The sequence below is a fragment of the Streptomyces sp. ITFR-6 genome, assembly GCF_031844725.1.
Lineage (GTDB): Bacteria > Actinomycetota > Actinomycetes > Streptomycetales > Streptomycetaceae > Streptomyces.
The window spans coordinates 5,243,478-5,268,947 of record NZ_CP134612.1 but is presented as its reverse complement, the minus strand read 5'-3'; the positions used below and the strand labels follow the sequence as shown (position 1 = coordinate 5,268,947).

At 71.5% G+C, this 25,470-nt stretch carries 25 protein-coding genes and 4 pseudogenes; 14 read left to right on the top strand and 15 right to left on the bottom strand.

Translation table 11 applies throughout. From position 1 onward, the window contains the following. Positions 1-178: 178 nt before the first annotated feature. Positions 179-718: an ATP-binding protein gene (locus tag RLT59_RS24155; RefSeq protein WP_311305336.1), complete on the bottom strand. Its 540-nt coding sequence runs from the start codon at positions 716-718 to the stop codon at positions 179-181. A gap of 254 nt (positions 719-972) precedes the next feature. Next, positions 973-1,341, bottom strand: coding sequence for an STAS domain-containing protein (locus RLT59_RS24150; RefSeq protein WP_311307836.1), 369 nt, complete (start codon positions 1,339-1,341; stop codon positions 973-975). A gap of 282 nt (positions 1,342-1,623) precedes the next feature. On the opposite strand from RLT59_RS24150, the gene RLT59_RS24145 reads away from it, so the two are divergent. Beyond that, entirely contained in the window at positions 1,624-2,586 is a 963-nt protein-coding gene (locus tag RLT59_RS24145; RefSeq protein ID WP_311307835.1) for an RNA polymerase sigma factor SigF, read from the top strand. Between the two features lie 88 nt (positions 2,587-2,674). Here RLT59_RS24145 and hutI read toward each other — a convergent pair whose 3' ends face one another. The 4 genes from hutI to hutU form a co-directional block, all read right to left on the bottom strand. Then, the gene (gene hutI / locus RLT59_RS24140; RefSeq protein WP_311305335.1) at positions 2,675-3,862 is read right to left on the bottom strand and encodes an imidazolonepropionase; all 1,188 of its coding nucleotides are present in this window, start codon (positions 3,860-3,862) and stop codon (positions 2,675-2,677) included. Positions 3,863-3,948: 86 nt separating this feature from the next. Beyond that, the gene (locus RLT59_RS24135; protein ID WP_399125987.1) at positions 3,949-5,370 is read right to left on the bottom strand and encodes a formimidoylglutamate deiminase; all 1,422 of its coding nucleotides are present in this window, start codon (positions 5,368-5,370) and stop codon (positions 3,949-3,951) included. Then, entirely contained in the window at positions 5,361-6,572 is a 1,212-nt protein-coding gene (locus RLT59_RS24130; protein ID WP_311307833.1) for an allantoate amidohydrolase, read from the bottom strand. The genes RLT59_RS24135 and RLT59_RS24130 overlap by 10 nt, the downstream gene beginning before the upstream one ends. 41 nt (positions 6,573-6,613) lie before the next feature. After that, on the bottom strand, positions 6,614-8,275 hold the full coding sequence (gene hutU / locus RLT59_RS24125) for a urocanate hydratase (protein WP_311305334.1): 1,662 nt from the start codon (positions 8,273-8,275) through the stop codon (positions 6,614-6,616). A 233-nt stretch (positions 8,276-8,508) separates the two neighbouring features. Between hutU and RLT59_RS24120 the strand changes: the two are divergent. The 4 genes and pseudogenes from RLT59_RS24120 (at position 8,509) to RLT59_RS24105 (ending at position 10,680) form a co-directional block, all read left to right on the top strand. Beyond that, positions 8,509-8,932: pseudogene (locus tag RLT59_RS24120) on the top strand (hypothetical protein). Further along, a complete protein-coding gene (locus RLT59_RS24115) occupies positions 8,929-9,726 on the top strand; it encodes a transcriptional regulator (protein WP_311305333.1) in 798 nt (265 codons plus the stop codon). Before RLT59_RS24120 ends, RLT59_RS24115 begins: the two are co-directional and overlap by 4 nt. Beyond that, positions 9,723-10,231, top strand: a pseudogene (locus RLT59_RS24110) (roadblock/LC7 domain-containing protein). The gene RLT59_RS24115 and the pseudogene RLT59_RS24110 overlap by 4 nt, the downstream one beginning before the upstream one ends. 74 nt (positions 10,232-10,305) lie before the next feature. After that, the gene (locus tag RLT59_RS24105; protein ID WP_311305332.1) at positions 10,306-10,680 is read left to right on the top strand and encodes a hypothetical protein; all 375 of its coding nucleotides are present in this window, start codon (positions 10,306-10,308) and stop codon (positions 10,678-10,680) included. 64 nt (positions 10,681-10,744) lie between these two features. Here RLT59_RS24105 and RLT59_RS24100 read toward each other — a convergent pair whose 3' ends face one another. Further along, positions 10,745-11,590: a MurR/RpiR family transcriptional regulator gene (locus tag RLT59_RS24100; protein WP_311305331.1), complete on the bottom strand. Its 846-nt coding sequence runs from the start codon at positions 11,588-11,590 to the stop codon at positions 10,745-10,747. Between the two features lie 191 nt (positions 11,591-11,781). Here RLT59_RS24100 and RLT59_RS24095 point away from each other — a divergent pair, with 191 nt between their 5' ends. After that, on the top strand, positions 11,782-12,198 hold the full coding sequence (locus RLT59_RS24095; protein WP_311305330.1) for a hypothetical protein: 417 nt from the start codon (positions 11,782-11,784) through the stop codon (positions 12,196-12,198). A 14-nt stretch (positions 12,199-12,212) separates the two neighbouring features. Here RLT59_RS24095 and RLT59_RS24090 read toward each other — a convergent pair. After that, positions 12,213-12,572: pseudogene (locus RLT59_RS24090) on the bottom strand (SDR family oxidoreductase); the annotation flags it as partial. A gap of 177 nt (positions 12,573-12,749) precedes the next feature. Here RLT59_RS24090 and RLT59_RS24085 point away from each other — a divergent pair. After that, positions 12,750-13,559: pseudogene (locus RLT59_RS24085) on the top strand (helix-turn-helix transcriptional regulator). Between the two features lie 269 nt (positions 13,560-13,828). Here RLT59_RS24085 and RLT59_RS24080 read toward each other — a convergent pair. After that, complete coding sequence (locus RLT59_RS24080; RefSeq protein ID WP_311305329.1) at positions 13,829-15,238, bottom strand: cystathionine beta-synthase; 1,410 nt, start codon at positions 15,236-15,238, stop codon at positions 13,829-13,831. Between the two features lie 164 nt (positions 15,239-15,402). On the opposite strand from RLT59_RS24080, the gene RLT59_RS24075 reads away from it, so the two are divergent. From RLT59_RS24075 to RLT59_RS24065, 3 genes are all read left to right on the top strand, one after another. Then, entirely contained in the window at positions 15,403-16,494 is a 1,092-nt protein-coding gene (locus tag RLT59_RS24075; RefSeq protein WP_311307832.1) for an SGNH/GDSL hydrolase family protein, read from the top strand. Between the two features lie 147 nt (positions 16,495-16,641). Then, positions 16,642-17,862 carry an acetyl-CoA C-acetyltransferase gene (locus RLT59_RS24070; protein ID WP_311305328.1) on the top strand — a complete coding sequence of 407 codons (1,221 nt, stop codon included), beginning with the start codon at positions 16,642-16,644 and terminating at the stop codon, positions 17,860-17,862. Between the two features lie 352 nt (positions 17,863-18,214). Next, the gene (locus RLT59_RS24065) at positions 18,215-19,060 is read left to right on the top strand and encodes a hypothetical protein (protein WP_311307831.1); all 846 of its coding nucleotides are present in this window, start codon (positions 18,215-18,217) and stop codon (positions 19,058-19,060) included. Positions 19,061-19,145: 85 nt separating this feature from the next. On the opposite strand, the gene RLT59_RS24060 is transcribed toward RLT59_RS24065, so the two are convergent. Further along, complete coding sequence (locus RLT59_RS24060; protein ID WP_311305327.1) at positions 19,146-19,463, bottom strand: hypothetical protein; 318 nt, start codon at positions 19,461-19,463, stop codon at positions 19,146-19,148. A 103-nt stretch (positions 19,464-19,566) separates the two neighbouring features. Here RLT59_RS24060 and RLT59_RS24055 point away from each other — a divergent pair, with 103 nt between their 5' ends. Next, a complete protein-coding gene (locus tag RLT59_RS24055) occupies positions 19,567-19,794 on the top strand; it encodes a DUF4287 domain-containing protein (protein WP_073738497.1) in 228 nt (75 codons plus the stop codon). Positions 19,795-19,893: 99 nt separating this feature from the next. On the opposite strand, the gene RLT59_RS24050 is transcribed toward RLT59_RS24055, so the two are convergent. Continuing rightward, a complete protein-coding gene (locus tag RLT59_RS24050) occupies positions 19,894-20,754 on the bottom strand; it encodes a Bax inhibitor-1/YccA family protein (RefSeq protein WP_311305326.1) in 861 nt (286 codons plus the stop codon). Between the two features lie 103 nt (positions 20,755-20,857). Continuing rightward, the gene (locus tag RLT59_RS24045) at positions 20,858-21,418 is read right to left on the bottom strand and encodes a DinB family protein (protein WP_311305325.1); all 561 of its coding nucleotides are present in this window, start codon (positions 21,416-21,418) and stop codon (positions 20,858-20,860) included. 212 nt (positions 21,419-21,630) lie between these two features. Here RLT59_RS24045 and RLT59_RS24040 point away from each other — a divergent pair, with 212 nt between their 5' ends. Next, on the top strand, positions 21,631-21,996 hold the full coding sequence (locus RLT59_RS24040; protein WP_311305324.1) for a carboxymuconolactone decarboxylase family protein: 366 nt from the start codon (positions 21,631-21,633) through the stop codon (positions 21,994-21,996). A gap of 173 nt (positions 21,997-22,169) precedes the next feature. Here RLT59_RS24040 and RLT59_RS24035 read toward each other — a convergent pair whose 3' ends face one another. Continuing rightward, complete coding sequence (locus RLT59_RS24035) at positions 22,170-22,376, bottom strand: superinfection immunity protein (protein WP_311305323.1); 207 nt, start codon at positions 22,374-22,376, stop codon at positions 22,170-22,172. A 68-nt stretch (positions 22,377-22,444) separates the two neighbouring features. Further along, positions 22,445-23,119, bottom strand: coding sequence for a TetR/AcrR family transcriptional regulator (locus tag RLT59_RS24030; RefSeq protein ID WP_311305322.1), 675 nt, complete (start codon positions 23,117-23,119; stop codon positions 22,445-22,447). A 105-nt stretch (positions 23,120-23,224) separates the two neighbouring features. On the opposite strand from RLT59_RS24030, the gene RLT59_RS24025 reads away from it, so the two are divergent. Next, positions 23,225-23,986, top strand: a complete 762-nt coding sequence (locus tag RLT59_RS24025) for a hypothetical protein (protein WP_311305321.1) — start codon at positions 23,225-23,227, stop codon at positions 23,984-23,986. Continuing rightward, the gene (locus tag RLT59_RS24020) at positions 23,943-24,170 is read left to right on the top strand and encodes a hypothetical protein (protein ID WP_311305320.1); all 228 of its coding nucleotides are present in this window, start codon (positions 23,943-23,945) and stop codon (positions 24,168-24,170) included. The genes RLT59_RS24025 and RLT59_RS24020 overlap by 44 nt, the downstream gene beginning before the upstream one ends. Before the next feature lie 39 nt (positions 24,171-24,209). On the opposite strand, the gene RLT59_RS24015 is transcribed toward RLT59_RS24020, so the two are convergent. Further along, positions 24,210-25,355, bottom strand: a complete 1,146-nt coding sequence (locus RLT59_RS24015) for a PP2C family protein-serine/threonine phosphatase (protein ID WP_311305319.1) — start codon at positions 25,353-25,355, stop codon at positions 24,210-24,212. Positions 25,356-25,470: the final 115 nt, after the last annotated feature.

Here is a 25,470-nt window from a genome sequence, read left to right as displayed (position 1 = left end):
CGCCGTGCGCCGCTTCCGTGCGGCCACATAGCTGACGACACATCAGATTTGGCGCTCAAGGTACGCCCGGGGCCTTGTGGAGGGAAGACAAAGAGCGCGCCGATCCGGCGCGCTCTTCGAGGTGCGTGGGGCCCGAGGGGGTGCGGCCCCTGGGGCGGGCGGGGGAAACCCGCGTCGGCTATGCGGGGGCGGCCAGCTCCGCCCAGACGGTCTTGCCGGGTTCGCCCGGCACCCGTACGACTCCCCAGTCCAGGCAGAGCCGCTGCACGATGAACATGCCGTGCCCACCGGGCCGGCCGGCCCGGTGCGGGGTGCGCGGCGCGGGCTGTCCCGCGCCACCGTCGACGACCTCGACCCGCAGCGCCTTCGGCGTGCGCCCGATGCGCAGCTCGTCGGGGCCCTCCGCGTGCAGGCACGCGTTGGTGACGAGCTCGGAGACGACCAGCAGGACGTCCTCCGCGGCCGCCCGGCGGTCGGCGGTCGAGGCGGGCAGCCAGCCCCATTCCTGGAGTGCGGCACGGGCGAAATCACGGGCCGTCGGCACGATGCCGCTCACCTGCCGCAGGGACAGCGTGCGCCACTGCCGCTCGCCCGGACCCTCGGAGGAAGCGCCGGGGCCCACGTCCGCGCCGGGGCCCGCGTCGGCATGTGCACCCACGCCCGCGCCCTCCGGCTCGCGGCCGAGGTCGCCCGGCGGATGCTGCCGGGTGGTGCTCATCAGCGCTTCACCTCACCGATTCACCATGTCGCCATTGAACAGATTACAGATACAACTACAGATACGAACGCACATACGAATACAGACAGGGGTACCGATACGGGCACCGGTCGGACACGGATCGTGCGGCTCACCACGAGGGCTCACCGGGGACTCTCCTGCCCGGCGGAATCGTGACAACACCCACTTCGGCTACGCGGATCGCGTGACACGAGCAACACGCGGGGCGCACGGGGTGGTGGAACGCACCATGATCAGTCTTCCAGGGCCTCTTCGAGGGAGCCGTGAACGGTGAAAACCGCTTCGGCCCCGGTGATCTCGAATACGCGCGCCACCACCGGCAGCATTCCGGCCAAATGGACCCCTCCCCCGGCCGCCTCCGCCTTGAGGCGGGCACCGAGCAGCACGTTCAGCCCGGTGGAATCACAGAATTCGAGTCGCGAGCAGTCCACCACCAGGCGCGCACGCCCTTGCTCGACCGCACTCTCCAAGGGCTCGCGCAGCAGGTCCGCCGTGTGGTGATCGAGCTCACCCACCGGCGTCACAACCTCACTGCGGCCCACCGTGCGGGCCTCGACCTGAAGTCGCCCCCGGTTCGCGCTGCCGACCGTCCCGCGGTCCATGCCCGTCCCTCTTCGCCGATCGTCACTGTCTGCATAGCTATGCATGCAGATGCGTTGCAGCTGTCGCTGACGTTCTTGAAACAGTACGCGTTTCATGCGCCACGCGGTAGCCGAAGACCTCAACAAACCGGACATATGGCGGTAATTGGAGCTTGTAACGAGCCATACGGACCGGTAAGGGTAGGGGGACACCCAAAACATGGCCGGCTTTGGAGGCGCCGCTTCACCGCAGGAACACGTATAGGCATCGGCAGCCATATGCCGAGAACGATGGAGGAGACCATGTCACCCCGGCTCGACGAAACGCGTACCCACAACGCGACGTCAGCATGTCCTCAGGGACTGGCCGAATCAGACTCCCCTGCCGCGACCGTCCTGGACGGCACGCGCTCAAGCACCACCAGCAGTGATCACGGCGATACCGACAGCACCACCGGCGGACTCGTGGACCTTCCCGAGATCCCGCCCGCCTCCGAGATGGGGGCGCTGGACGCCAGGGCGCTCTCCAAGACGCTCTTCGCCCGGCTCGAATCCCTCGAAGAGGGCACCCACGAGTACTCCTACGTGCGCAACACGCTCGTCGAGCTGAACATGGCCCTGGTCAAGTTCGCCGCCTCCCGGTTCCGCTCCCGCAGCGAACCGATGGAGGACATCATCCAGGTCGGCACCATCGGCCTGATCAAGGCGATCGACCGCTTCGAGCTCAGCCGGGGCGTCGAGTTCCCGACCTTCGCGATGCCGACCATCGTCGGTGAGATCAAGCGCTTCTTCCGCGACACCAGCTGGTCCGTGCGCGTACCGCGCCGGCTGCAGGAGCTGCGGCTCGACCTGGCCAAGGCGGGCGACGAGCTCGCCCAGCAGCTGGACCGCGCGCCCACCGTGGGCGAGCTCGCCGACCGCCTGGGCATCAGCAACGAAGAAGTCGTCGAAGGCATGGCGGCGAGCAACGCGTACACCGCGAGTTCGCTGGACGCCAAGCCAGAGGAGGACGAGAACGACGGCGCGCTGGCCGACCGGATCGGCTACGAGGACCACGGGCTCGAAGGCATCGAGTACGTCGAGTCCCTGAAGCCGCTGATCGCCTCGCTGCCCAGCCGCGACCGGACGATTCTCTCGCTCCGGTTCGTCGCCAACATGACGCAGTCGGAGATCGGCGAGGAGCTCGGCATCTCGCAGATGCACGTCTCCCGGCTGCTCTCGCGCACGCTGGTCAAGCTCCGCAAGGGCCTGACACTGGACGAGTGAGCGGGCACCTCGCGGCGCGCCCGCGAGGACTGCCGGATCAAGGACCTGCCCCGCCAAGGGGCAGGTCCTTCCGCGTTCCGGCGCCGTGTCAGCCGGAGCGGCGCGGGCCGGTGCGCTCGCCGCGCCGCCAGACCTCGTGCACCAGCGGTACGCCGGGCCGGTAGGCGAGGTGGACGTGGCTGGGTGCGTCGAGGACCACCAGGTCGGCACGGGCGCCGGGGGCGAGGCACCCGATGTCGGTACGCCGCAGGGCCGCGGCGCCGCCCGCGGTGGCGGACCAGAGCGCCTCGTCGGGGGTCATGCCCATGTCGCGCACGGCGAGTGCGACGCAGAACGGCATGGACGAGGTGAACGAGGAGCCCGGGTTGCAGTCCGTGGAGAGCGCGACGGTGGCGCCCGCGTCCAGGATGCGGCGGGCGTCCGGCCAGGCGGCGCGGGTGGAGAACTCGGCGCCCGGGAGCAGCGTGGCGACGGTGGCGGACTGGGCCAGGGCGTCGATGTCGGCGTCGGTGAGGTGGGTGCAGTGGTCGGCGGAGGCCGCGTCGAGTTCGACCGCGAGCTGGACGCCGGGGCCGTGGCCGAGCTGGTTGGCGTGGACGCGTGGGTGCAGGCCCTTGGCCAGGCCCGCGGTGAGGACGGCACGGGCCTGGTCGCCGTCGAAGGCGCCGCGCTCGCAGAAGACGTCGATCCAACGGGCGTACGGGGCGCAGGCGTCGAGCATCGGGCCGGTCACCAGGTCGACGTATCCGGCCGGGTCGTCGGCGTAGTCCGGGGAGACGATGTGGGCCCCCAGGAAGGTGACCTCTTCGGTGTGGCGGGCGGCGACGCGCAGGGCGCGGGCCTCGTCCTCGACGGTGAGGCCGTAGCCGGACTTGGTCTCGAAGGTCGTGGTGCCCTGGCGCAGCGCCTCGGCCAGGTAGCGGGTGACGTTGGCGTCGAGCTCGTCGTCGGTGGCGGCGCGGGTGGCGGCGACGGTGGTGCGGATGCCGCCCGCGCTGTAGGCCCGGCCCGACATCCGGGCGTTGAACTCCTGGGTGCGGTCGCCCGCGAAGAGCAGGTGCGAGTGGGAGTCCACGAAGCCGGGGATCACGGCCCGTCCCGCCGCGTCGACGGCGTTGTCAGTGGCGGGTGCTTTGCTGGATTCACCGGTCCAGACGACGCGGTCGCCCTCGATGACGACGGCCGCGTCCTGGATCAGTCCGAGGGGGGAACCGTCACCGAGGGAGGGGTCGTTGGTGACCAGTGCGGAGATGTGGGTGATGGCGGTCGTCGTCATCGGGGGACTGCTCTCCTTGCGTCGGGGCGCTTCCTTGCGTGAAGACGCTTCCTTGCGTGGGGGCGGCGGGTTCGGGGCCGCGCCGGTCAGTGGTGCAGGGCGGCGATGGCCTTCGCGAGTGCCGCCGGGACGTCGGGGACGAGCGCGTGCTGCCCGTCGCGCACGATGTGCCGCCCGGCGACCACCGTATGGCGCACATCGGCCGCGGAGGCGGCGAATACCGCTGTCTCCGCGGCCAGTCGCGGCACCGGCCCCGCTGTTCTGACGGAGTCCAGGGCGACGGTCGCCAGGTCGGCGGGCGCGCCCGGTTCGAGGATGCCCGCTTCCGGCCGGCCGAGCGCGGCGTGGCCGTCGGCGGAGGCGGCCCGCAGCAGGGCCGCCGCGGTCCAGTGGCCGCGGGTCCTGGTGCGCAGGCGCTCGTTGAGCTCCATCGCGCGCGCCTCCTCGAAGAGGTCGATCACGGCGTGGCTGTCGCTGCCCAGCGAGAGCGGGGAGCCGGCGCGCTGGAGGGCGACGGCGGGGCCGATGCCATCGGCGAGATCGCGCTCCGTGGTCGGGCACATGCAGGTGCCGGTGGCCGTGGAGCCGATCAGCGCGATGTCCTCGGCCGTGAGGTGGGTGTTGTGCACCCCGGTGGTGCGGGGGCCGAGCACCCCGTGGTCGGCGAGGAGCCGGGTGGGGGTCCGGCCGTGGGCGGCGAGGCAGGCGTCGTTCTCCGCGGTCTGCTCGGAGAGGTGGACATGGAGCGGCGCCCGCCTGTCCCGCGCCCAGGCCGCGACGGTGGCGAGCTGGTCCGCGGGCACGGCGCGCACGGAGTGGACGGCCGCCCCGATCAGGGCGTGTTCGTCGCCCTTGAGGAGGGAGGCGCGCTCGGCCCAGGCGTCGGCGGTGTTGTCGGAGAAGCGCAGCTGGTGGTGGTCGGGCTTCAGGTACTGGGAGGGACGACGGCCGAACCCCGCGGCGAGGTAGGCGGTGTCCAGCAGGGTGATCCGGATGCCCGCCTCGCGCGCGGCCTCGATCAGGGCGGTGCCCATCGCGTTCGGGTCGTCGTACGGGGTGCCGCCGGGCGCGTGGTGCAGATAGTGGAACTCACCGACCGCGGTGATGCCGGCCAGCGCCATTTCGGCGTACACCGCACGGGCCAGTTCGTAGTACGTGTCGGGGGTGAGCCGGGCCGCGACCTGGTACATGGTCTCGCGCCAGGTCCAGAAGGTGCCGGAGCCGACCTGGACGGTGGAGCGCAGGGCGCGGTGGAAGGCGTGCGAGTGGGTGTTGGCGAGGCCGGGCAGGGTGAGCCCGCGCAGCACGGTGGCGCCGGGCGGCGGGGAGTCGACGCCGGTCCGTACCCCGGCGATCAGCCCGTCGGACACCTCCACGACGACGCCTGGCTCGACATGGGTGCCGAGCCAGGCGTGGGAGAGCCAGTACGTCGCGGTGACGGGCTTGCCCGTCGGCTCCGCGGCCGGTTCCGTCGTGGGCTCTTTCGGGGGCTCCGTTGTCAGCGGCACGCGAGACCTTCCAGTACATCGGCGAGTGCGATCACCCCGGCCACGCAGTCGTCCTCGGCGGCGTGCTCGGCCGGCGAGTGCGAGATCCCGGTGGGGTTCCGGACGAACAGCATGGCGGTAGGGGCCGAAGCGGACAAAATACCCGCGTCGTGTCCCGCTCCCGTGCCGAGCACGGGGACGGCGCGGCCGTTGCCCCGGGTGGCGCCCTTCAGGATCGTGCCCAGCTCGTCGCGCAGGGCGTGCTGGAACTCCACGACGGGCGTGAAGGACTCCCGTACGACGTCGAGATCGATTCCGGCCCGTCCGGCGTGTTCCCGGGCGGCCCGCTCGATGGCGGTGACGACGGTGTCCAGGGTGTCCTGGTCGGCGGCGCGGGAGTCGAGCCAGCCGCGCACCAGCGAGGGGATGGCGTTGACGCCGTTCGGCTCGACGGCGATCTTGCCGAAGGTGGCGAGGGCGCCGGCCAACTCCGCCTCCCGGCGGGCGGCGAGCACCGTCTCCGCGTACGTGAGCATCGGGTCGCGCCGGTCGGCGAGCCGGGTGGTGCCCGCGTGGTTGGCCTCGCCCCGGAAGTCGAACCGCCAGCGGCCGTGCGGCCAGATCGCGGAGGCGATGCCGACGGGGTCGCCACTGAGGTCGAGGGCGCGCCCCTGCTCGACGTGCAGCTCGACGAACGCGCCGATACGGGCGAGCCGTTCGGGGTCGGGGCCGATGGCGTCGGGGTCGTATCCGGCCGCCTCCATCGCCTGCGGGAGCGTGACGCCGTCACCGTCCCGCAGCCGGTGCGCGGCCTCGACGGTCAGCTGTCCGGCGGCGAGCCGGGAGCCGACGCAGGCCAGGCCGAACCGGGCGCCCTCCTCGTCACCGAAGTTGGTGATGGCCAGCGGCCGGGTGAACTCCACTCCCCTGCGGCGGAGTTCGTCGAGCGCGGCGAAGGAGGAGACGACGCCGAGCGGCCCGTCGAAGGCGCCGCCGTCCGGCACCGAGTCGAGGTGCGAGCCGGTGACGACGGCGTCCCCGGCCAGCGGATCACCGAGCCAGGCCCACTGGTTGCCGTTGCGGTCGGTCTCCAGGGCCAGCCCGCGCGCCTCGGCCTGCGCCCGGAACCATGCCCGGCAGTCGGCGTCGGCGGCGGTCCAGGCGTAGCGGCGGTAGCCGCCGCTGTCCGGGTGCCGTCCGACGGGAGCGAGCTCCCGCCACATGTCCTGGAAGGACAGGGTGGGCCTCGGTGCGCCCGTGGCCGTCACGCCTCGCCCTCCCGCATCGGCACCCGCACGTCCTTGTCGGAGGCGACCGACTCCGCGATGTCGTAGCCCGCGTCCACGTGCCGGATGACGCCCATGCCCGGGTCGTTCGTCAGCACCCGCCGGATCTTCTCGCCGGCCAGCTTCGTGCCGTCGGCCACCGTCACCTGGCCCGCGTGGATGGAGCGGCCCATGCCGACGCCGCCGCCGTGGTGGATGGAGACCCAGGAGGCCCCCGACGCCACGTTCACCATGGCGTTCAGCAGCGGCCAGTCCGCGATCGCGTCGGAGCCGTCGAGCATGGCCTCGGTCTCCCGGTACGGGGAGGCCACCGAGCCGCAGTCCAGGTGGTCGCGTCCGATGGCCAGCGGCGCGGCCAGCTCGCCGCTCGCCACCATGTCGTTGAACCGCTCACCGGCCCGGTCCCGCTCGCCGTAGCCGAGCCAGCAGATCCGGGCGGGCAGCCCCTGGAACTGGACGCGCTCGCCGGCCATCTTGATCCAGCGGTGCAGCGACTCGTTCTCCGGGAAGAGTTCGAGCAGCGCCTTGTCCGTCTTGCGGATGTCGGAAGCCTCGCCGGACAGCGCCGCCCAGCGGAACGGGCCCTTGCCCTCGCAGAAGAGCGGCCGGATGTACGCGGGCACGAAGCCGGGGAAGTCGAAGGCCCGCCCGTAGCCCGCGAGCTGGGCCTCGCCGCGGATCGAGTTGCCGTAGTCGAAGACCTCCGCGCCCGCGTCCATGAAGCCGACCATCGCCTCGACGTGCTTCGCCATCGACTCACGGGCGCGCAGCGTGAAGTCGGCGGGCTTCTCGGTGGCGTAGTCGGCCATGTCGTCGAAGCCGACCCCGACCGGCAGGTAGGCGAGGGGGTCGTGCGCGCTGGTCTGGTCGGTGACGATGTCGACCGGGGCGCCCTCCGCGAGCATCCGGGGGAGCAGCTCCGCGGCGTTGCCGAGCAGGCCGATGGAGAGCGGCTTGCGGGCGTCCCGCGCCTCGACCGCGAGCTGGAGCGCGTGCTCCAGGCTGTCGGCCTTCACGTCCAGGAAGCGGTGCTCGATGCGGCGCTCGATGGCGCGCGGGTCCACGTCGATACAGATCGCGACGCCGTCGTTCATGGTCACGGCGAGCGGCTGGGCGCCGCCCATGCCGCCGAGTCCGGCGGTCAGGGTGATCGTGCCGGCCAGCGTGCCGCCGAACTTCTTCGCGGCGACGGCGGCGAACGTCTCGTAGGTGCCCTGGAGGATGCCCTGGGTGCCGATGTAGATCCACGATCCGGCGGTCATCTGGCCGTACATGGTGAGCCCGAGCGCCTCCAGACGGCGGAACTCCTCCCAGTTCGCCCAGTCGCCCACCAGGTTGGAGTTGGCGATGAGCACGCGCGGGGCCCACTCGTGCGTCTGCATGACGCCGACCGGCCGCCCGGACTGGACGAGCATCGTCTCGTCCTGCTTGAGAGTGCGCAGCGTGCGGACCATCGCGTCGAACGAGCGCCAGTCGCGGGCCGCCTTGCCGGTGCCGCCGTAGACGACGAGCTTGTCGGGGTGCTCGGCGACCTCGGGGTCCAGGTTGTTCTGCAGCATCCGCAGCGCGGCTTCCTGCTGCCATCCCAGGGCGCTCAGCTCGGTACCGCGCGGTGCCCGTACGGGGCGGGGTCCTGACATGGCAATGCCTCCTCGCGACTGTGAATTTTCTATTCACATCTTGATCGGCTGAATAGCCCCAGTCAACAGGGTGGCGCGGACGGTCTCCCGAGGGCCTCCTTCCGATGTGCGGCGGGACGTTTTCCAGCGGCCACCTGCATGCACCTATGGAAAATGCCAGAACCTCCACCGGTCCCGAGCACGTTGCGTAACCCCTGGGTCACAGCCGCATACCGAGTCGGAGGGGAGTCCGCGTGCCCGGAATCGACAAGTGCCTGCTCGACGTCATGAGACTGCCCGGTGCCCGTGGCGCCGCCGTGGTCGACTGGACCAGCGGTCTCGCTCTCGGCACCATCGGTGACTCGCCCAACGGCGATCACGAGGCCACCGCCGCCGAGACGGCGGAGGTGGCACGGATGGCGGCCGAACAGTCCGCCTTCACCTCGGGGGGCGCCCCGGCCGCCGGACACCGCGGCCGGCCCAGGGGTCACGGGGACGGAGCCGCCGGTCGAGGACGTCATCGTCACCACCCGGGCCGGGTACCACATCCTCCGATTCGTCGAGACGGACTTCGACAGCAGCGTCTTCCTCCACCTGTGGCCGGACCGCGCGGAGGGAAATCTCGCCCTGGCCCGGATACGGCTGGGCGAGACGGCCGAGCGGCTGGTCCTGGCATGAGAACGGCCGCCCCCGTACCCGCCCCCTCCCCCGCCAGCGTGCTCTCACCGATGCTGGAGCGCCTCGCCGCGGAACGGGCCACCGGCGCCCTGATGCGCGACTGCGGCACCCTCTACCTCGCGGTCGGCGAGGTGGTGCACGCCGAGAGCCCGGCGACGCCCGGGATCGACGTCCTGCTCACCCGGGGCGGCGCACTGCACCGCGACGGCTGGTGGGACGCGGTCGCCCAGGCGGGCGCCCATCGGCGGGTCGGCCGCTATCTGGTGGACAGCGGCCGGGTGGCGGGCGGCGCGCTGGAACTGTGCCACCTGGGGGTGTTGTACGACGCGGCGTTCTTCGCCCTCGCCCCGACCCGGACCCCGGCCCGCTTCCGTTACGGGGTCGCCCACTGGATCGGCCCGGTCCGCCCGGTGCCCGTGGACGCCATGCAGCGCGAGACGCTCCGGCGCCGGGAGCTGCTGGACCGGATCTGGCCCGAGGCGGCGGGCGACAGCGCCCCGCTCGCCCGGACCGGCGGCCCGGTCGACAGCCCGGTGCCGCCGCGCCAGCAGCGCGTCCTGGAGTGCGTGGACGGGGTGCGCACCGCGACGGACATCGCCCAGGAGCTGGGCAGATCGGCGTTCCACACCCTGGTCGACCTGCGGCGGCCGGCCGCCGCGGGGCTGGTCGAGACGGTCCGGCAGCCGACGGGCCCGGCCGCCTCCGCGACCGCCCGGATCGAGCTGCCCGAGATCACGCCGGACCCCGACGTCGCCCTGTTGCGCCGGCTCCGAGACGCATTGGAGGCCCTGTGATACGCGCGCTCAGACAGCGTCCCGGGAGGAGACAGCTGACGGTGCCCGAGGCCGAAGTGCGTGATGTCCTGGCCGAACTCCAGCGGCTGCGGGCACGGGTTCCGATGCTCGCCGGCGCCCTGGCGGCCAGCACCGACGGTCTCGTCCTCGCCCATGACACCCCGGGGGTGGAGGCCGAAGGGGTCGCCGCACTGACCGCGGCCGCGCTCGGCGTCTCGATCCGGATGACGGCGGCGACCGACCGGGGCGGCTTCCGCGAACTCCTCGTCCGGGGCGAGACGGGCTACATCGCGGCGTACGCCGCGGGCTCCTCCGCCGTACTGACGCTGCTGGCCGAGGACCGGATCAACGTCGGCAGGCTCCATCTGGAGGGCCGCCGGGCCGGGGCCAGGATCGGCCGGCTCGTCGACACCGCGCTGGAACGCGCACCGCAGCCCCCGCCCGGCGCCCGCCCGCGCCACGCACCCCGCAGCCGCCGGGAACGCTGCCCCGACGCCCGACCTGACCACCTCTCAGCCCATCGGACCCAGTCAACGGAACCGGCCGTCGCGGCCGGTCAGGGAAAGGAATCGAGCACTCATGGCGAACACCGAAGCGTCACTGAAGGAAGCGATGACGAACATCGAGGGCACCCTCGGTATCGCCCTCGTCGACTACACGAGCGGCATGGCGCTGGGCACCCTCGGCGGCGGCAAGGAGTTCAACCTGGAGGTCGCGGCGGCCGGCAACACCGACGTCGTACGCGCGAAGCTCCGCACCATGGAACAGCTGGGCATCCAGGACGAGATCGAGGACAGCCTGATCACCCTGGGCACCCAGTACCACCTGATCCGGCTGCTCAGGACCCGTGGCAGCAAGGGCCCGTTCCTCTACCTGGTGCTGGACTCCGGCCGTGCCAACCTGGCCATGGCCCGGCACAAGCTGAAGAAGATCGAAGCCGAGCTGGAGGTCTGAGGACCCGGCCGGCCGCGGGGTGCGCCTGCCCCCCACCCACCGGGGGGCAGGCGCACCCCCCGGGTCACTCGATGAACAGGCCCCGCGCCGCCGCCCTCGCGTCGAACTCCTCCAGCCGCGCCTGCGCGTCCGGCAGGGCGTCGCACATGGACTCCAGCAGCACCCGCCCGAGCAGCATCGGCGCGCACGCCGTGTCGAAGGCGAGCCCGGTCCCGACGGCGGCCGGGATCAGCAGATCGCTGTGCGCGGCCACCGGGGCGAACGCGGAGTCCGCGACCGAGACCACCGTCAGCCCCTGTTCCCTGGCGTACGCGAGGGCGTCCACGACCTCCCGGGGATGGCGCGGCAGCGCGAAGCAGATCAGCGCGGTGGCCCCGGCCCGCCGAGCGGCGTCGATCCGGTCGTGCAGCATGCTGCCGCCCTCGTCGAGCACCCGGACATCGGGGTGGACCTTGGCGGCGAAGTACCCGAAGCCCCGGGCCTGCGAGGAGGCGGCGCGCAGCCCGAGCACGGGCAGCGGACGCGAGCCGGCGAGCAGCCGGCCGGCCCGTTCGACCGGGCCCGGGTCCGCGAGCAGCTCCGCTAGGTGGCGCAGGTTCTCGATCTCGCCGAGCACCGCCTGCTGGTACTCGTTGTACGTGTCCTCCCCGTCCCCCGCCGAGGGCCCGGCCGGGGAGACCTCGCGCAGATGCCTGCGCAGCGCGGGGTAGCCGTCGAAGCCGAGCGCCACCGCGAACCGGGTGACGGAGGGCTGGCTGACCCCGGCGAGTTCGGCGAGCTCGACGCTGGACAGGAACGGGGCGTCACCGGCCCTGCGCACCATCGAGTGCGCGATGCGCCGCTGGGTGGGGGTGAGCCTGCGCCCCTCGAACAGCTGCTGCAACCTCGCGGCCGGGCTGCTCCTGCTCATCCTGTCCCCTCGCTGGATCCTTCGCGCCGCGGTCCGGCGCCGAGGAATCCATTCAGCCAGCAAGGCGTCTGCATGTCCATATGCAGACGCCGGGGCGACGCGGCCATGGCCGCGTTCGCGGTGGCACGCCCCCCGCAAACCGGGGGGCTAGCCCCACTGACCCGGCCGAGGCGGCTTCGTAACGTAGGAGGATGGACGCATCCGGCACGGAGCTCAAGAAGGAGCTCAACGCTACCCTTCAGGCCCGCAGCGAGCTGGGCCCCGAGTACGAGTCCGCGCTCGTCGAGTCGTTTCTGGAGAAGGTCGAGCAGCGGCTCGACGGCACGCTCGACCGCCGGGTGAGGCGCCATCTCGCGGAGCAGCAGGTCAGGGGGGCGCGCTCGCCGGAGCGGCCCCTCGGGCATTTCGGTGAGCAGTACGGTTTCGCGGTCGTCTCGCTGGTCCTGGCTGTCCCGCTGTCCGCCATCGGTGTGGTGAACGCGGGCTTCCAGGGGCTGGTCGTGGCCTGGCTCGGGATCGTCGGCGTCAACGCCTTCCAGGCCTCTCGCGGCGGACGGCTCTTCCGGCGTCGGAACGACGAGCGGCAGGGGTCCGACTGGGAGGGCTGAGCGGCGGACACTCCTCACGCCTGACGGGTCGGCAGCACCACCAGCCGGCGCAGGTTGATGTGGCGTGCCCGGCTGGTCGTGTAGGCGATCAGGTCGGCGATCTCCTCGCTCGACAGCCCGCCGAGCTCGTCGAACATGCCGTCGAGCTGGCCGCTGAGCTCCGCGTTGTCGACGTGCCCGGCCAGTTCGGAGTCGGTGAGGCCGGGCTCGATGTTGGTGACCCGGACGTCGCGCGGGCCCAGTTCGGTGCGCAGTGAGGCCGAGAGATAGCTGAGCGCGGCCTTTGTCGCCCCGTACACCGCGTAGTTGGGGAACGTGACGTGCGCGCCGATCGAGGAGATGTTGACCAGGTCGGCGGTGCGGCCTTCGGCGGCGGTGCGGCCCGTGAGTGTCCCGTACGACATGTCCGTACTCCCTGGTGCTGTGGGCCGGGGCGTTTCCCCGGCCGAGCACCGACTCTTCCGCCGCGGGCCGCCGCTACCCAGGGATGCGTCTTTCCTGGGTCCGGCAGTACCAGGCTGGGACGCGGCCGGGTCTTCTACGATCGCGGCTTGGACGGCGACCTCGGAGACTTCCTCCGCTCACGACGTGCCCGCATACAGCCCGGTGACGTCGGGCTGAACTCCTACGGCCGCAGGCGCGTTCCGGGTCTGCGGCGCGAGGAGGTGGCGCAGCTCGCGGGGGTGAGCGTGGACTACTACATCCGGCTGGAGCAGGGGCGCGGCCCGAGCGTCTCGGACGCCGTGCTGGACGCGTGGGCCGGGTGCTCGGGCTGGACGAGACGGAGCACGCGCATCTGCGCACGGTGGCCCGCCCCAAGCCGCGCACGGCGGCCCCGGCCGCCCAACGGGTGCGCCCGGGGCTGCGGTTGCTGCTGGACACCCTGGGCGGGGCACCGGCGTTCGTCCTGGGCCGCCGGATGGACGTACTGGCGTGGAACGGGGCGGCCGACGCGCTCCTCGGCTTCTCGCGGCTCTCCCCCGGTGTGCGCAACGTCCCGCGTCAGGTGTTCCTCGACCCGGCCTCCCCGGAGCTCTATCCGGACTGGGCGGCCGTGGCGGCGGAGACGGTCGCCCATCTGCGCCTGGACGCGGGCCTGCACCCGCACGACAAGCGACTGGCGGCGCTGGTCGGCGAGTTGTCGGTGAAGAACGAGGACTTCCGCCGGCTGTGGGCGGATCACCAGGTGAAGGCGAACGCGTACGGCGTCAAGCGGATCAGCCACGGCAGCCGGTCTGCTCACGCTCCCGTACGAGACGCTCGGTGTGCCCGGGGATCCCGATCAGTGCCTGGTGGTCTACACCCCGGAGCCGGGTACGGAGTCGGCGGAGCGCCTCGCGCTGCTGACGGCGGCGCCGTGACGAGGAGTATCGCGGGGACCGCCGCACCCCCGGTTTCCCGGAGGGCGGGACGACGGCGGTCCCCGCGAGGGACGCGGTCCGGGTCAGGGCCGGTATCGCATCCTGACGACAGTGGAGGTCCGGGAGCCGCTCCGTAGTCCGTGTCGCCGTATCGGTGCCGGCGGGTTTCCCTGCCGACACCCATCAATCTGCCCGACCCGTGTTAAGCCGGTGCTGCGGGTACGTGTCGCGCTCGTACCGTTTTCGCGAAGCCCCCGGTCCGGTCCGTCCTACGGCTTGGTGACCGCCGCCGCGTCCTTGGCGAGGAACGCCAGCAGGTCCTGCCTGCTGACCACGCCCTTGGGCTTGCCCTCGACCAGCACGATCGCCGCGTCCGCCGCGCCCGCACCGCCGAGCACCGCCATCAGGTCCTCGACCGGTTCGCCGGAACCGACCTGCGGCAGCGGCGGCGACATGTGCTTCTCCAGCGGGTCGGAGAGCGAGGCGCGCTGGGCGAAGAGCGCGTTCAGCAGCTCCCGCTCGACCACCGAGCCGATGACCTCCGCGGCCATCACGTCCGGGTGGCCGGCGCCCGGCTTCACGATCGGCATCTGCGAGACGCCGTACTCGCGCAGGACGTCGATCGCCTCACCGACGGTCTCCTCCGGGTGCATGTGGACGAGCGTCGGGATCGGGCCCTCCTTGTAGTCGAGGACGTCCGCGACGCGTGCGGAGGGGCCGGTGTCCTCCAGGAAGCCGTAGTCCGCCATCCACTCGTCGTTGAAGATCTTGCTCAGGTAGCCGCGCCCGCTGTCCGGGAGCAGGACGACGACCACGTCCTGCGGGCCCAGCCGCTTCGCGACCTCCAGGGCGCCCACGACCGCCATCCCACAGGAGCCGCCGACCAGCAGGCCCTCCTCCTTGGCGAGCCGGCGGGTCATCTGGAAGGAGTCCTTGTCGGACACGGCGACGATCTCGTCGGTGACCGTACGGTCGTAGGCCGTCGGCCAGAAGTCCTCACCGACGCCCTCGACCAGATACGGCCGGCCCGAGCCGCCCGAGTAGACCGAGCCCTCCGGGTCCGCGCCGATGATCTTGACCGCGCCGTCGCTGACGTCCTTCAGATAGCGGCCGGTGCCGCTGATCGTGCCGCCGGTGCCGACCCCCGCCACGAAGTGGGTGATCTTCCCGTCCGTCTGCTCCCACAGTTCGGGACCGGTGGTCTCGTAGTGGGAGCGCGGGTTGTTCGGGTTGGAGTACTGGTCGGGCTTCCAGGCTCCGGGCGTCTCACGGACCAGCCGGTCGGAGACGTTGTAGTAGGAGTCCGGGTGATCGGGGTCGACCGCCGTCGGGCAGACGACGACCTCGGCCCCGTAGGCGCGCAGCACGTTGATCTTGTCCGTGGACACCTTGTCCGGGCAGACGAAGATGCACTTGTAGCCCTTCTGCTGCGCGACGATCGCCAGGCCCACGCCCGTGTTGCCGCTCGTCGGCTCGACGATCGTGCCGCCGGGCCGGAGCGCGCCGCTCTCTTCGGCGGCCTCGATCATGCGAAGGGCGATCCGGTCCTTGACCGAGCCGCCGGGGTTGAAGTACTCGACCTTGGCCAGGACCGTCGCCTGGATGCCGGCCGTCACACTGCGCAGCCTCACCAGCGGGGTGTTGCCTACGAGGCTGATCATCGAATCGTGGAATTGCACCGTGTACTCCGGGGTCTCCGTGATGGTGCGGCAAGAGTATGCGTACGGGGACCGGATTGGGCGAAGCGATTGAAGGACGCCCTCTTGGGGGCAGTTAGCTCTGTGTACGGCGGTACGGCACGTACGGCGACGAGGAGGTGGACCGGACTGTGTCGAGGGCAAGGGTGGCACGGCGGATCGCAGCGGGCGCGGCCTACGGTGGCGGCAGCGTCGGGCTGCTGGGGGCCGCGGCGGTAGGCGTCCTGCTGGCGGAGGTCCAGCTGGCGAAGCGGCTGGTGGGCGGCGGGGTCGCGCCGGTCCCGCCGAGCGCGGACGGGCGGTACGGGGTGGCGTTCGCCGGGCCGACGGACCCGCTGCGGCTGGGGCTGCTGGGGGATTCCACGGCGGCCGGGCAGGGTGTGCGGCGGGCCGGGCAGACGCCGGGTGCGCTGCTGGCCTCCGGGCTGGCGGCGGTCTCGGAGCGGCCGGTGGATCTGCGCAATGTCGCGCAGCCGGGGGCCAGGTCGGACGATCTGGAGCGGCAGGTCTCGCTGCTGCTGTCGGACCCGTCCGGGACTCCGGACGTCTGCGTGATCATGATCGGGGCCAACGATGTGACGCACCGGATGCCCGCGACCCAGTCGGTGCGCTGCCTGACCACGGCGGTACGCAGGCTGCGGACGGCGGGCGCGGAGGTGGTGGTCGGCACCTGCCCGGACCTGGGCACGATCGAGCCGGTCTACCAGCCGCTGCGGTGGCTGGCCCGGCGGGTGAGCAGACAGCTGGCGGCGGCGCAGACGATCGGCTCCGTGGAGCAGGGCGGGCGGACGGTGTCGCTGGGCGACCTGCTGGGCCCGGAGTTCGAGGCGAACCCGCGGGAGCTGTTCGGCCCGGACAACTACCACCCCTCCGCGGAGGGGTACGCGACCGCGGCGATGGCGGTCCTGCCGACGCTCTGCGCGGTGCTGGGGCTGTGGCCGGAGTCCGATCATCTGGACGGCGCCCGGCGCGAGGACATGCTGCCGGTGGCCAAGGCGGCCTCCCAGGCGGCCAGGGAGGCCGGTACGGAGGTCACCGGGGCACGGGCGCCCTGGGCTCTCCTCAAGCACCGCAGGCGGCGGCGCCTGCCCGCGGCCACGGAACCGCACCCTCATCCGCACTGGTACCAGCACCGTTCGCCGGGAGCACCGCTGAAGGAGGAACACGGGGAACAGGGAGGCTCGACCCGGGTCGACCGGCGTCCGGGCAGCGACACCGGCACGGCCGCCACCGGCTGACCGAGCGGTTGCCCGGACAGCTGACTGAGCGGTTGCTTAGAAAAGAGGCCCGCATCACACGCCGGTGCGGGTGACCTCCGCAGTACGTCCGGGTAACTTCCAGAGCAGTCCAGCCAGACAGCCTTCCAGCCCTCATGGAGCCGCGTGATGCCCGAAGCCGTGATCGTCTCTGCTGCCCGTTCCCCCATCGGCCGGGCCTTCAAGGGTTCGCTGAAGGACCTGCGGGCGGACGACCTGACCGCCACGATCATCCAGACCGCACTGGCCAAGGTCCCGGAGCTGGATCCCAGGGACATCGACGACCTGATGCTGGGCTGCGGCCTCCCCGGCGGCGAGCAGGGCAACAACCTGGGCCGCATCATCGCCGTACAGATGGGGATGGACCACGTTCCCGGCTGTACGGTCACCCGCTACTGCTCCTCCTCCCTGCAGACCAGCCGGATGGCGCTGCACGCCATCAAGGCCGGTGAGGGCGACGTGTTCATCTCGGCGGGCGTCGAGATGGTGTCCCGGTTCGCCAAGGGCAACTCCGACAGCTGGCCGGACACCCACAACCCGCTCTTCGCGGACGCCGAGGCCCGCACCGCGGCCCGCGCGGAGGAGTCCGGTGCGAGCTGGCACGACCCGCGCGAGGACGGCCTGGTGCCGGACGCGTACATCTCGATGGGGCAGACCGCGGAGAACCTGGCCCGGACCAAGGGCGTCACCCGTCAGGACATGGACGAGTTCGGCGTCCGCTCGCAGAACCTCGCGGAGGAAGCCCTCAAGAACGGCTTCTGGGAGCGCGAGATCACCCCGGTGACGACGCCGGACGGCACGGTGGTCGCCAAGGACGACGGTCCGCGTGCGGGCGTCACCCTGGAGGGCGTGCAGGGGCTGAAGCCGGTCTTCCGCCCCGACGGCCTGGTCACCGCGGGCAACTGCTGCCCGCTGAACGACGGTGCCGCGGCGCTCGTGATCATGTCCGACACGAAGGCGCGCGAGCTGGGCCTGACCCCGCTGGCCCGGATCGTCTCCACCGGCGTCTCCGGCCTCTCCCCCGAGATCATGGGATACGGACCGGTCGAGGCGAGCAAGCAGGCGCTGAAGCGGGCCGGGCTGACGGTCGACGACATCGACCTGGCCGAGATCAACGAGGCCTTCGCCGCCCAGGTGATCCCGTCCTACCGGGACCTCGGTCTGCCGCTGGACAAGGTCAACGTCAACGGCGGCGCCATCGCCGTCGGCCACCCCTTCGGCATGACCGGCGCCCGGATCACCGGCACGCTGATCAACAGCCTCCAGTTCCACGACAAGCAGTTCGGCCTGGAAACGATGTGCGTGGGCGGCGGCCAGGGCATGGCGATGGTCATCGAGCGGCTGAGCTGAGCTGGAGCGGAGGGTAGGGGTCGCCCGAGGGACGAGGGCGGCACCTGCCCGCAGCGCAAGCGAAGCGAACGCGACCACAAGCACGAGCGGCTGAGCTGAGCTGGAGCGGAGGGCGGGAGCGGGTGCGATGGCCGGTTCCGAGCCCTCACCGTGACCGAATCTCCCCCAGGATGTGACCTATCTCCTGGGGGAGACCCATTCCCGCAGGTCACACCAGCATCAGGGTTAAACCCCGGGCACAAAGACCTGTCCAATTCGTGACGTAATGCACTGACACATGGTGCCGGTACGGGTCAAGCTGATGTAGGAAGTCGGGGGATCGATTGAAACCGGGAGTAAGTCAGTGAGCGCCATGCCTCTTGCCCTGTTGCTGACCACCGCCGCCGCCACGGCCGTGGGCGCTGCCGCTCTGCACGCCGCTCACGGGCTGCGTAAGCAGGTATCGGCCCTTCGGAGGGAGCTGGCCGACGGCCGCGCCCACGCCGCCTCGGTCCCGGCCCAGAGCCGTAACGACGCCACACCTGCCTCGGAAATACGCGCGGCGGTGGCCGAGGCGCTGGCCGAGGAGCGGGAGCGGGAGCTCGCGGAGGCGCGGGCCTTCTGGGCCACGCAGGAAGCGCGGGACGCCGCCGACGCCCCGTCCCTGCTGGGCGGTCTGGCCGGAGTCGGTGAGGACACCCCGTTCTTCATGCCGCGCCAGGCGGACTTCGCCGGCCTCGAAGCGATGGACCTCGACGCCACGGAGGCGCTGGAGGAGCTGACGGAACTGGCCGACATCACCGAGCTCCCCGAGATCGCGGAGTTCGCGGAGTTCGCGGAGGACTCCCCCGAGCTGGCCGCCGCCCGTCGCCGCCACCCCTCGCACCCGGACTTCGTGCCGGTGCAGACACCCGTCGTCACCGACCACGAGCGCACGGTGAACCGGCTGGAGGAGCTGGCCGACAGCCGTACGGAACTCTCCGACGTGCGCCCCGGCCCGCTCGGCACGCTCGACGTGTACGTCTTCGCCGACGGCACCACGCTCTGTATGACCCCCGGCCACCGCGAGACGGCCGAGCGGCTGGCCACATCGCTCCGGGACGGTGAGCACCCGGTGCTGCTGGGCGGTTCCGGTGTCTCCGGTGCGTACGCGCTGACGTTCTCGTGCGGCCGGGAGAACGTGTACATACTGGCCGACCGCGTCATCGCGAGCTTCTAGCCCGCCGACCGGTCGTCCGGATCCCCACGCCCCCGACACAGCGGCCCTCGCCGGCCGCTGCGGCGGCCCACCGCTCGCGTATCGCCTAGGCGAACGCTCGGGCGGCCGCTTCCTCTACGTATCGCACGGCCTCGTCCAGCTCCGCCGACGGGGCCTTTTCCAGTGCCACGGCCAGATCCCGGCCCGCGACCGCGAGTTGGTCCCCGACCGCGAACATCCCCGCGTCCGGCATGGTCCTCGGCTCCCGGTCCGGGGCCTCGACGCGCTGGGCCCGCACCGCCAGCTGCCTGGCCAGGGCCAGTCCCTCGGCGGCCGCACCCCGCCGCAGTCTGCTCTGCGGGGCGGCGCGCAGCCGGTCGGCGAATCGGTCCACGGCGATGATCAGGGGCGTCGTATCGAGCACCCCGCGACCCTACGCGCCCCTGCCGCGATGGTTGCCAACGGGCCGACGCTCAGGCACGGTGTCGGGAAGGACCAGTACCGCGCACAACGCGTCGGAGGCGCCGATGTCCCAAGTCCTGTCCGAAGAGACCCACCGCAATCTGCTCTCCAGAATCCCGCAGTGCACCGGTCGTGAGATCTCCGACTGGCTCCGCACCGTCGAGGACGGCCCCGCTCTCCGCTTCGAGGAGAAGGTCAGCTGGCTGCGGGGCGAGCACGACCTCGCCTATGGACACGCGAAGGCGCTCATCCACGAGTACGACCTGCGAAGAGCAGCCCGCAAGCTCCTGTAGCCCCCGTCCCCACGGAACAGAACACGGCACAGAAACGGCCCGCAGGCCCCTGCGAAGGAGCCTGCGGGCCGTTCGTTCGCTGTGCCGTCCGGCGGCTGTCTAGTCGTCGCCGCTCAGGATAGAGAGCAGGCGCAGCATCTCCAGGTAGATCCACACCAGGGTCATGGTGAGGCCGAAGGCCGCCAGCCAGGACTCCTCGCGCGGAGCGCCGTAGGCGACGCCGTCCTCGACCTGCTTGAAGTCCAGGGCCAGGAAGCATGCGCCGAGGATGATGCCGACGACACCGAAGAGGATGCCGAGGCCGCCGCTGCGGAAGCCGAGGCCGTCACCGCCACCGAAGGCGGCGAACAGCAGGTTGACCACCATCAGGAGCATGAAGCCCATGGCTGCGGCCATCACGAAGCCGTAGAACCGGCGGGTGACCCGGATCCAGCGCATCTTGTACGCGAAGAGCACACCGGCGAAGACACACATGGTGCCCATCACCGCCTGCATCACGACGCCCGGTCCGATGTACGTGCTGACCGCGCTGGAGATGACCCCGAGGAAGACGCCCTCGAAGGCCGCGTACGCGATGATCAGCGCGGGGACCGGGGTGCGCTTGAACGACTGGACGAGCGACAGCACGAAGGCGATCAGCGCGGCGCCGATCGCGATGCCGTACGACTTGGTGAGGTTCGCCTCGTCGACCGGGAGCAGGGCCCAGGCGGCGGCGGCACCCGCCACGACCGTGCCCAGCGTCAGCGCCGTACGGGTGACGACGTCGTCGATCGTCATCGCACCGGAACGCGCGGGCGCCTGCGGGGCGCCGTACTGGGCGTCCGGCTGGGCATAGGGGTTGGTGGCGTACGGATTGGCACCCGCTACCGGGGCCCCGGCCTGCGGCGCCGCGTTGACGTTCGCGTAACCGTTGTCGCGGCTGAAGCCCCGTCGCGAGAAGACCGGGTTGCTGCTCCTCATCTCACTCCTCCATGGCCGCCCAGCGCGGCCTTGCGACAAGAGTAATGGGTAGGCAAAACAAACTCCCTAGTGCCAGGGGAGGATCTTTCCGTGATCGCACTGATCAGCTGATCACACGGACCCGGTGGTCGGCCCACCACGCCGCGTCACCGGAGGCCATGTTGTCGTTCCCGGCGCGCAGGCCCGTGGTCCCGTCGACGAGTTCCCGGACGATGTCGGCGTGCCCGGCGTGCCGCTGGGTCTCGGCGACCATGTGGACGAGGATTCGGTGGAGCGTCAGCTCGGTTCCCGCTTCCCCGGGGAGCCGGCCGACGGCGTCCAGCTCCAGCGAGTCGATCGTCGCGTCCGAGTGGGCCCACACCCGGCGGTACCCCTCGACGATCTCCGCACGCGATTCGTCGGCCGTGGCCCACAGATCGGCGTTCGGCTCGGCGTCACCCGCGATCCAGAGCTCCGGCGCCTCGACCGGCCTGCCGAAGGCGGCACCGAAGTAGAACGCCTCGGCCCCGGTCACGTGCTTGACCAGCCCCAGCAGGTTGGTGCCGGTGGGGGTCAGGGGGCGCCGGATGTCGTACTCGCGGGCCCCTTCGAGCTTCCACAGGAAGGTGTCGCGGGCGTCCTGCAGATACAGCTGGAGATCTCGCTTGTGGCCGGTCGCGGTCATGGGCCCAGATCTGCCAGGCGCGTGATCCCGGGCCAACCGCTTGTCCCGCGCGGGCCGACGGGGTGGGCGCCCTCGCCGCGTGCCGCCTCCGCACCGCGAGGACGAGCGGGATACGCGGACCGTGAGACGCAGGTCACAGTCGTTGCTGTCACATCGGGCCGGGCTGATCGGCCAGAGAGGTACAGGCAACAGAAACCGCAAGGGAGTGCACCATGAACGCCCGTTTGAAGCTCCTCGAAAGCCCGGTCGCGGGCAAGGCCCTCAAACACATCATCGCGGCAGGCAGCGTGCTCGCGGAGTCGACGCTGCCGCTCGCCACGCAGGAGCTGGTCAAGCTCCGTGCCAGCCAGATCAACGGCTGCGCCGGCTGCCTCGACATGCACACCAAGGAGGCGGCGCACGCCGGGGAGACCGCGGTGCGCCTCCATCTGGTCGCGGCCTGGCGGGAGGCCACCGTCTTCACCGACGCCGAGCGCGCCGCCCTGGTCTGCGTCATCGCCGTGATCAACGCCTTCAACCGGCTGAACGTGATCACCCAGCAGCCCGCCGGCGACTACCAGGTCGGCATGTACGGATAACGGGAGACCCCGCCGACCGCGCGGCCCACCGGCCAGGGTGGCGGTGCGCTGCGGGCCGGCGGGTCCGTAGCGCACCGCGCCCCGGCCGCGGCGGGCCGGGGCGCACACACCGATGAGTACGTACGACGCGTGGTCATGGATTCCCCGGTCAGGACTCACCGGGGGGCGGTGGCTCACATCCGCGTGCGCGGCTCGGTGCTGCGCGTAGCCATCGCCAGCGCCACGACCCAGCCCACCACGGTCCAGCCGAGGAACAGGTTCAGCACGAACACGGAGCCGCTGTTCGACACCCCTCGGGTGAAGGCGACGACCGTAGGCACGAAATAGGCCAGCACGATGACAACTATCAGCGCTAACCCGCCGATCGACAGAACGCTCACGTGACCCCCCAGTACGTCCGTATGAGGAGGTCCATTCTCCACAGCCCCGACCCGATGCCCACAGTGCGTCAGCCATGATCATCGGAGGGTGACCGGGCGGATCGGGTGGCCGCCTCCGGCCCCGGCCCGTCCAGCGCCCCGATCCCGGCGCAGAGCAGCCGCACGCTGCGGACGAACTTCTCGTCCTGGTCCCCGCCCGCCGCCGCCACGGTCAGCGGGAAACGCCGGTGGAGTTCGACGACATCCTCGGGGCCGACCTCGATGGCGGGCGGCTCGCCCTGCTCCTGGAGGACGTACCCGGTGATGTGACTGAGCACCGCGTCACCGGCGACGCCCAGGTGCTCGTCCCGCACACCGGCGTCCCCGAGCGTCCACAGCAGCCGCTCCATGAGGGAGAGCGCCCCGGTGCTGAGCACCTTGGGGCTGTCCGCGAACATGACCGCGCCGCCGGGATGCCTCAGCAGGCTCTGCCGGAGCGAGACGGCCTGGGCCTCGACCCGCTCCGGCCAGCCGGCCCCTTCGGGCAGTGCGGCCAGGGCGGCGGTGCCCGCGTCGTACGCCTGCTGAGCCAGCCGGTCGGCCATCAGCTGGAGCAGGGCGCTCTTGTTGGGCACGTGGTAGTACATGCTGCCGGCGTGCGCGTCGAGCCGCTTCGCCACCTGCCGCATGGACAGCCCGTGGTAGCCGGCTTCGGCGAACACCGCCATGCCCGCGTCGATGATCCGGTCGGTACTCAGCTTCATGGAACCCACTGTAGCCGACTTTCGAACATCGTTTGAAAACTGCCGGAGACGCGTCTACTGTCATCACCGACGGGAATCAAACAGCGTTTGAAGGGGGTGGTGACGATGGGCGGACTGCTGTTCAACGTGACCACGGCGGCACTGATGATGTTGATGCTCAACGGCGGACCGACCCTGCTGGGCCAGGGCACCCTGCGGGGACGCCGCGTCCCGTGGGCGGCGGTGGGGCTCACCTCGCTCGCCGTCGCCGGGGTGATCACCCAGCTCTGCTGGTCCGGCGCGATGGACGCGTTCGACAGCGACCCGGCCAGGTCCGGCTGGTGGCGGATCGTCACCTCGGCGTTCATGCAGAACGGCGGCCTGCTCGGCGGGGCCTGGAACATCGCCACCCTCGCCGTCATCGCCGCCCTGGCCGACTGGTTCTGGGGCACGCCCCTCACGCTGGGCCTGTTCCTCGCCGGCATCCTGCTGCCCGGGTACGTCGACACCCTGTTCGGCGAGAGCGGCCACAGCACCGACCCCCGCAACTTCGCCGGAAGCTCCGGCGCCACGTACTTCCTCGCCGCGACCCTGTCCGCGGCGCTCCTCCTGCGCGTCCTGCGCACCCCGCGTACCGGCCGCGGCAGCGATCGCGGCACTGCCCCCGGCGCCGAACACAGCACCGGCCGGGAGCACTTGAAGGAGATCCTGCTGGCGGCCGGCGTACCGCTGCTGGGCCTGGCGGTCTGGTTCGCCCAGTCCAACGGCCACGGCCTGGTGTCCGTCTACGGCTTCGCCCTGGGATGCGCTGTCCACGCCGTCGGCCGCTCACCACACTCCCCCGATGGACAACATGCGGTGCACCCAGTGCGATGCGACGGGGCTTGAGACCGGCTTCGTCGAGGAATCCGGCCAGGGGGCCCGCGGATACGCGCGGTGGATCGCCGGCCCCCTCCAAATCGGCCTGCTGGGCGGCGCGAAGAAGGCCGGCAAGCCGACTCGGCGGATCGAGGCCTACCGCTGCCCCGCCTGCTCGCACCTGGAACTGTTCGCCACCGATCGCGTCGACTGACGGCCCGGCGGCGGACCCCTGCCGTGCCCGGCGCGGGCCCTACCCCGCCCCGTGCGGCGCCCGGCGTACCGCGAGGACCGCCAGGTCGTCCTGCTGCACCCCGGCGGTGAAGTCCCGCATGTCGTCGACGAGCGAACCGATCAGCCGGCCCGCGGTGACGTCGACGTGGCCGCCGAGACGCTCCTCCAGCGGATAGAAGGCACCTTCGCGCGAACGGGCTTCGGTCAGACCGTCGGTGCACAGCAGCAGCGTGGCCCCGGCGGGGAAGGCGAACCACGCCACCGTGCGCGGTTCGTCGACCAGACCCGCCAGGCCCAGCGGTACGTGCTCGTCCCCCGCGCCGACGACGGTCACGCCGCCCTCGTGCAGCAGGTAGGGCGGGATGTGGCCGCACCCGACGAGCTGGGTGCCGGTGCCCGCGTCCACCCCCAGCACGAGCGCGGTGACGAACCGTTCGGGCTCATCGCGCTGTGCGGCGTAGTCGTTGTGCCGGACCACCGCCGCCTCCAGCGCGTCGACCAGCGCGGTCACCGTCGGCTCCCGGTGCGCGGCCTCCCGGAACGCCCCCACCACGTCGATGGCCATCCCGATGGCGGCCAGCCCCTTCCCCTGGACATCGCCGATCAGGACCCGGGTGCCCCAGGGAGTGGCCGCCACGTCGTAGATGTCGCCCCCGACGAGCTTGTCCTCCTGCAAGGGCTCGTACACGCCGTCCACCAGCACGTCGTCGGTGAGCAGCGGCAACGGCCGCAGGATCTGCCGCTGCATCGCCGCCGCGGTCGACCGCAGCCGCACCAGGGCGCCCTCACGCGTGACGCGCACCCGGGCGCCGAAGACGGCGAGCGTGCCGAAGCCGACGGCGAACAGCGCCAGGATCACCCGGTCGAGGATCCGTTCCCCGGGCTGGAAGACCACCGGCGTGACGACGACGAGGCTCACCCAGCCGGAGACCAGCGCCGTCTGACCCGGGCCGCACAGAGCGGAGGCGAAGGCCGGCAGGAACACCAGCAGACCGAGAAGGAGCACTGCGGTCCCGGTCAGCAGACCGAGGACGACCACGACGGCCGTCGTCACCAAGGTCGCCAGGACGACATCGCGGGTGGCGGGCGTGCGGATAGCGGTGGTGTCGTCGTCGTCCGCCGAACCCGGTGCCGAGGAGATCGCTGCGCGCAGCGGACGGAACATGCGGGCATCCTCCAGCGGCGATGTGATCGCGCACGCGCGTCCCGCTCGTGGCAACGGACCGGAAGGCCATGATCATCCACTGCCGTCCCGGAGCCGCCGGGAGGCTGGCCGCCGC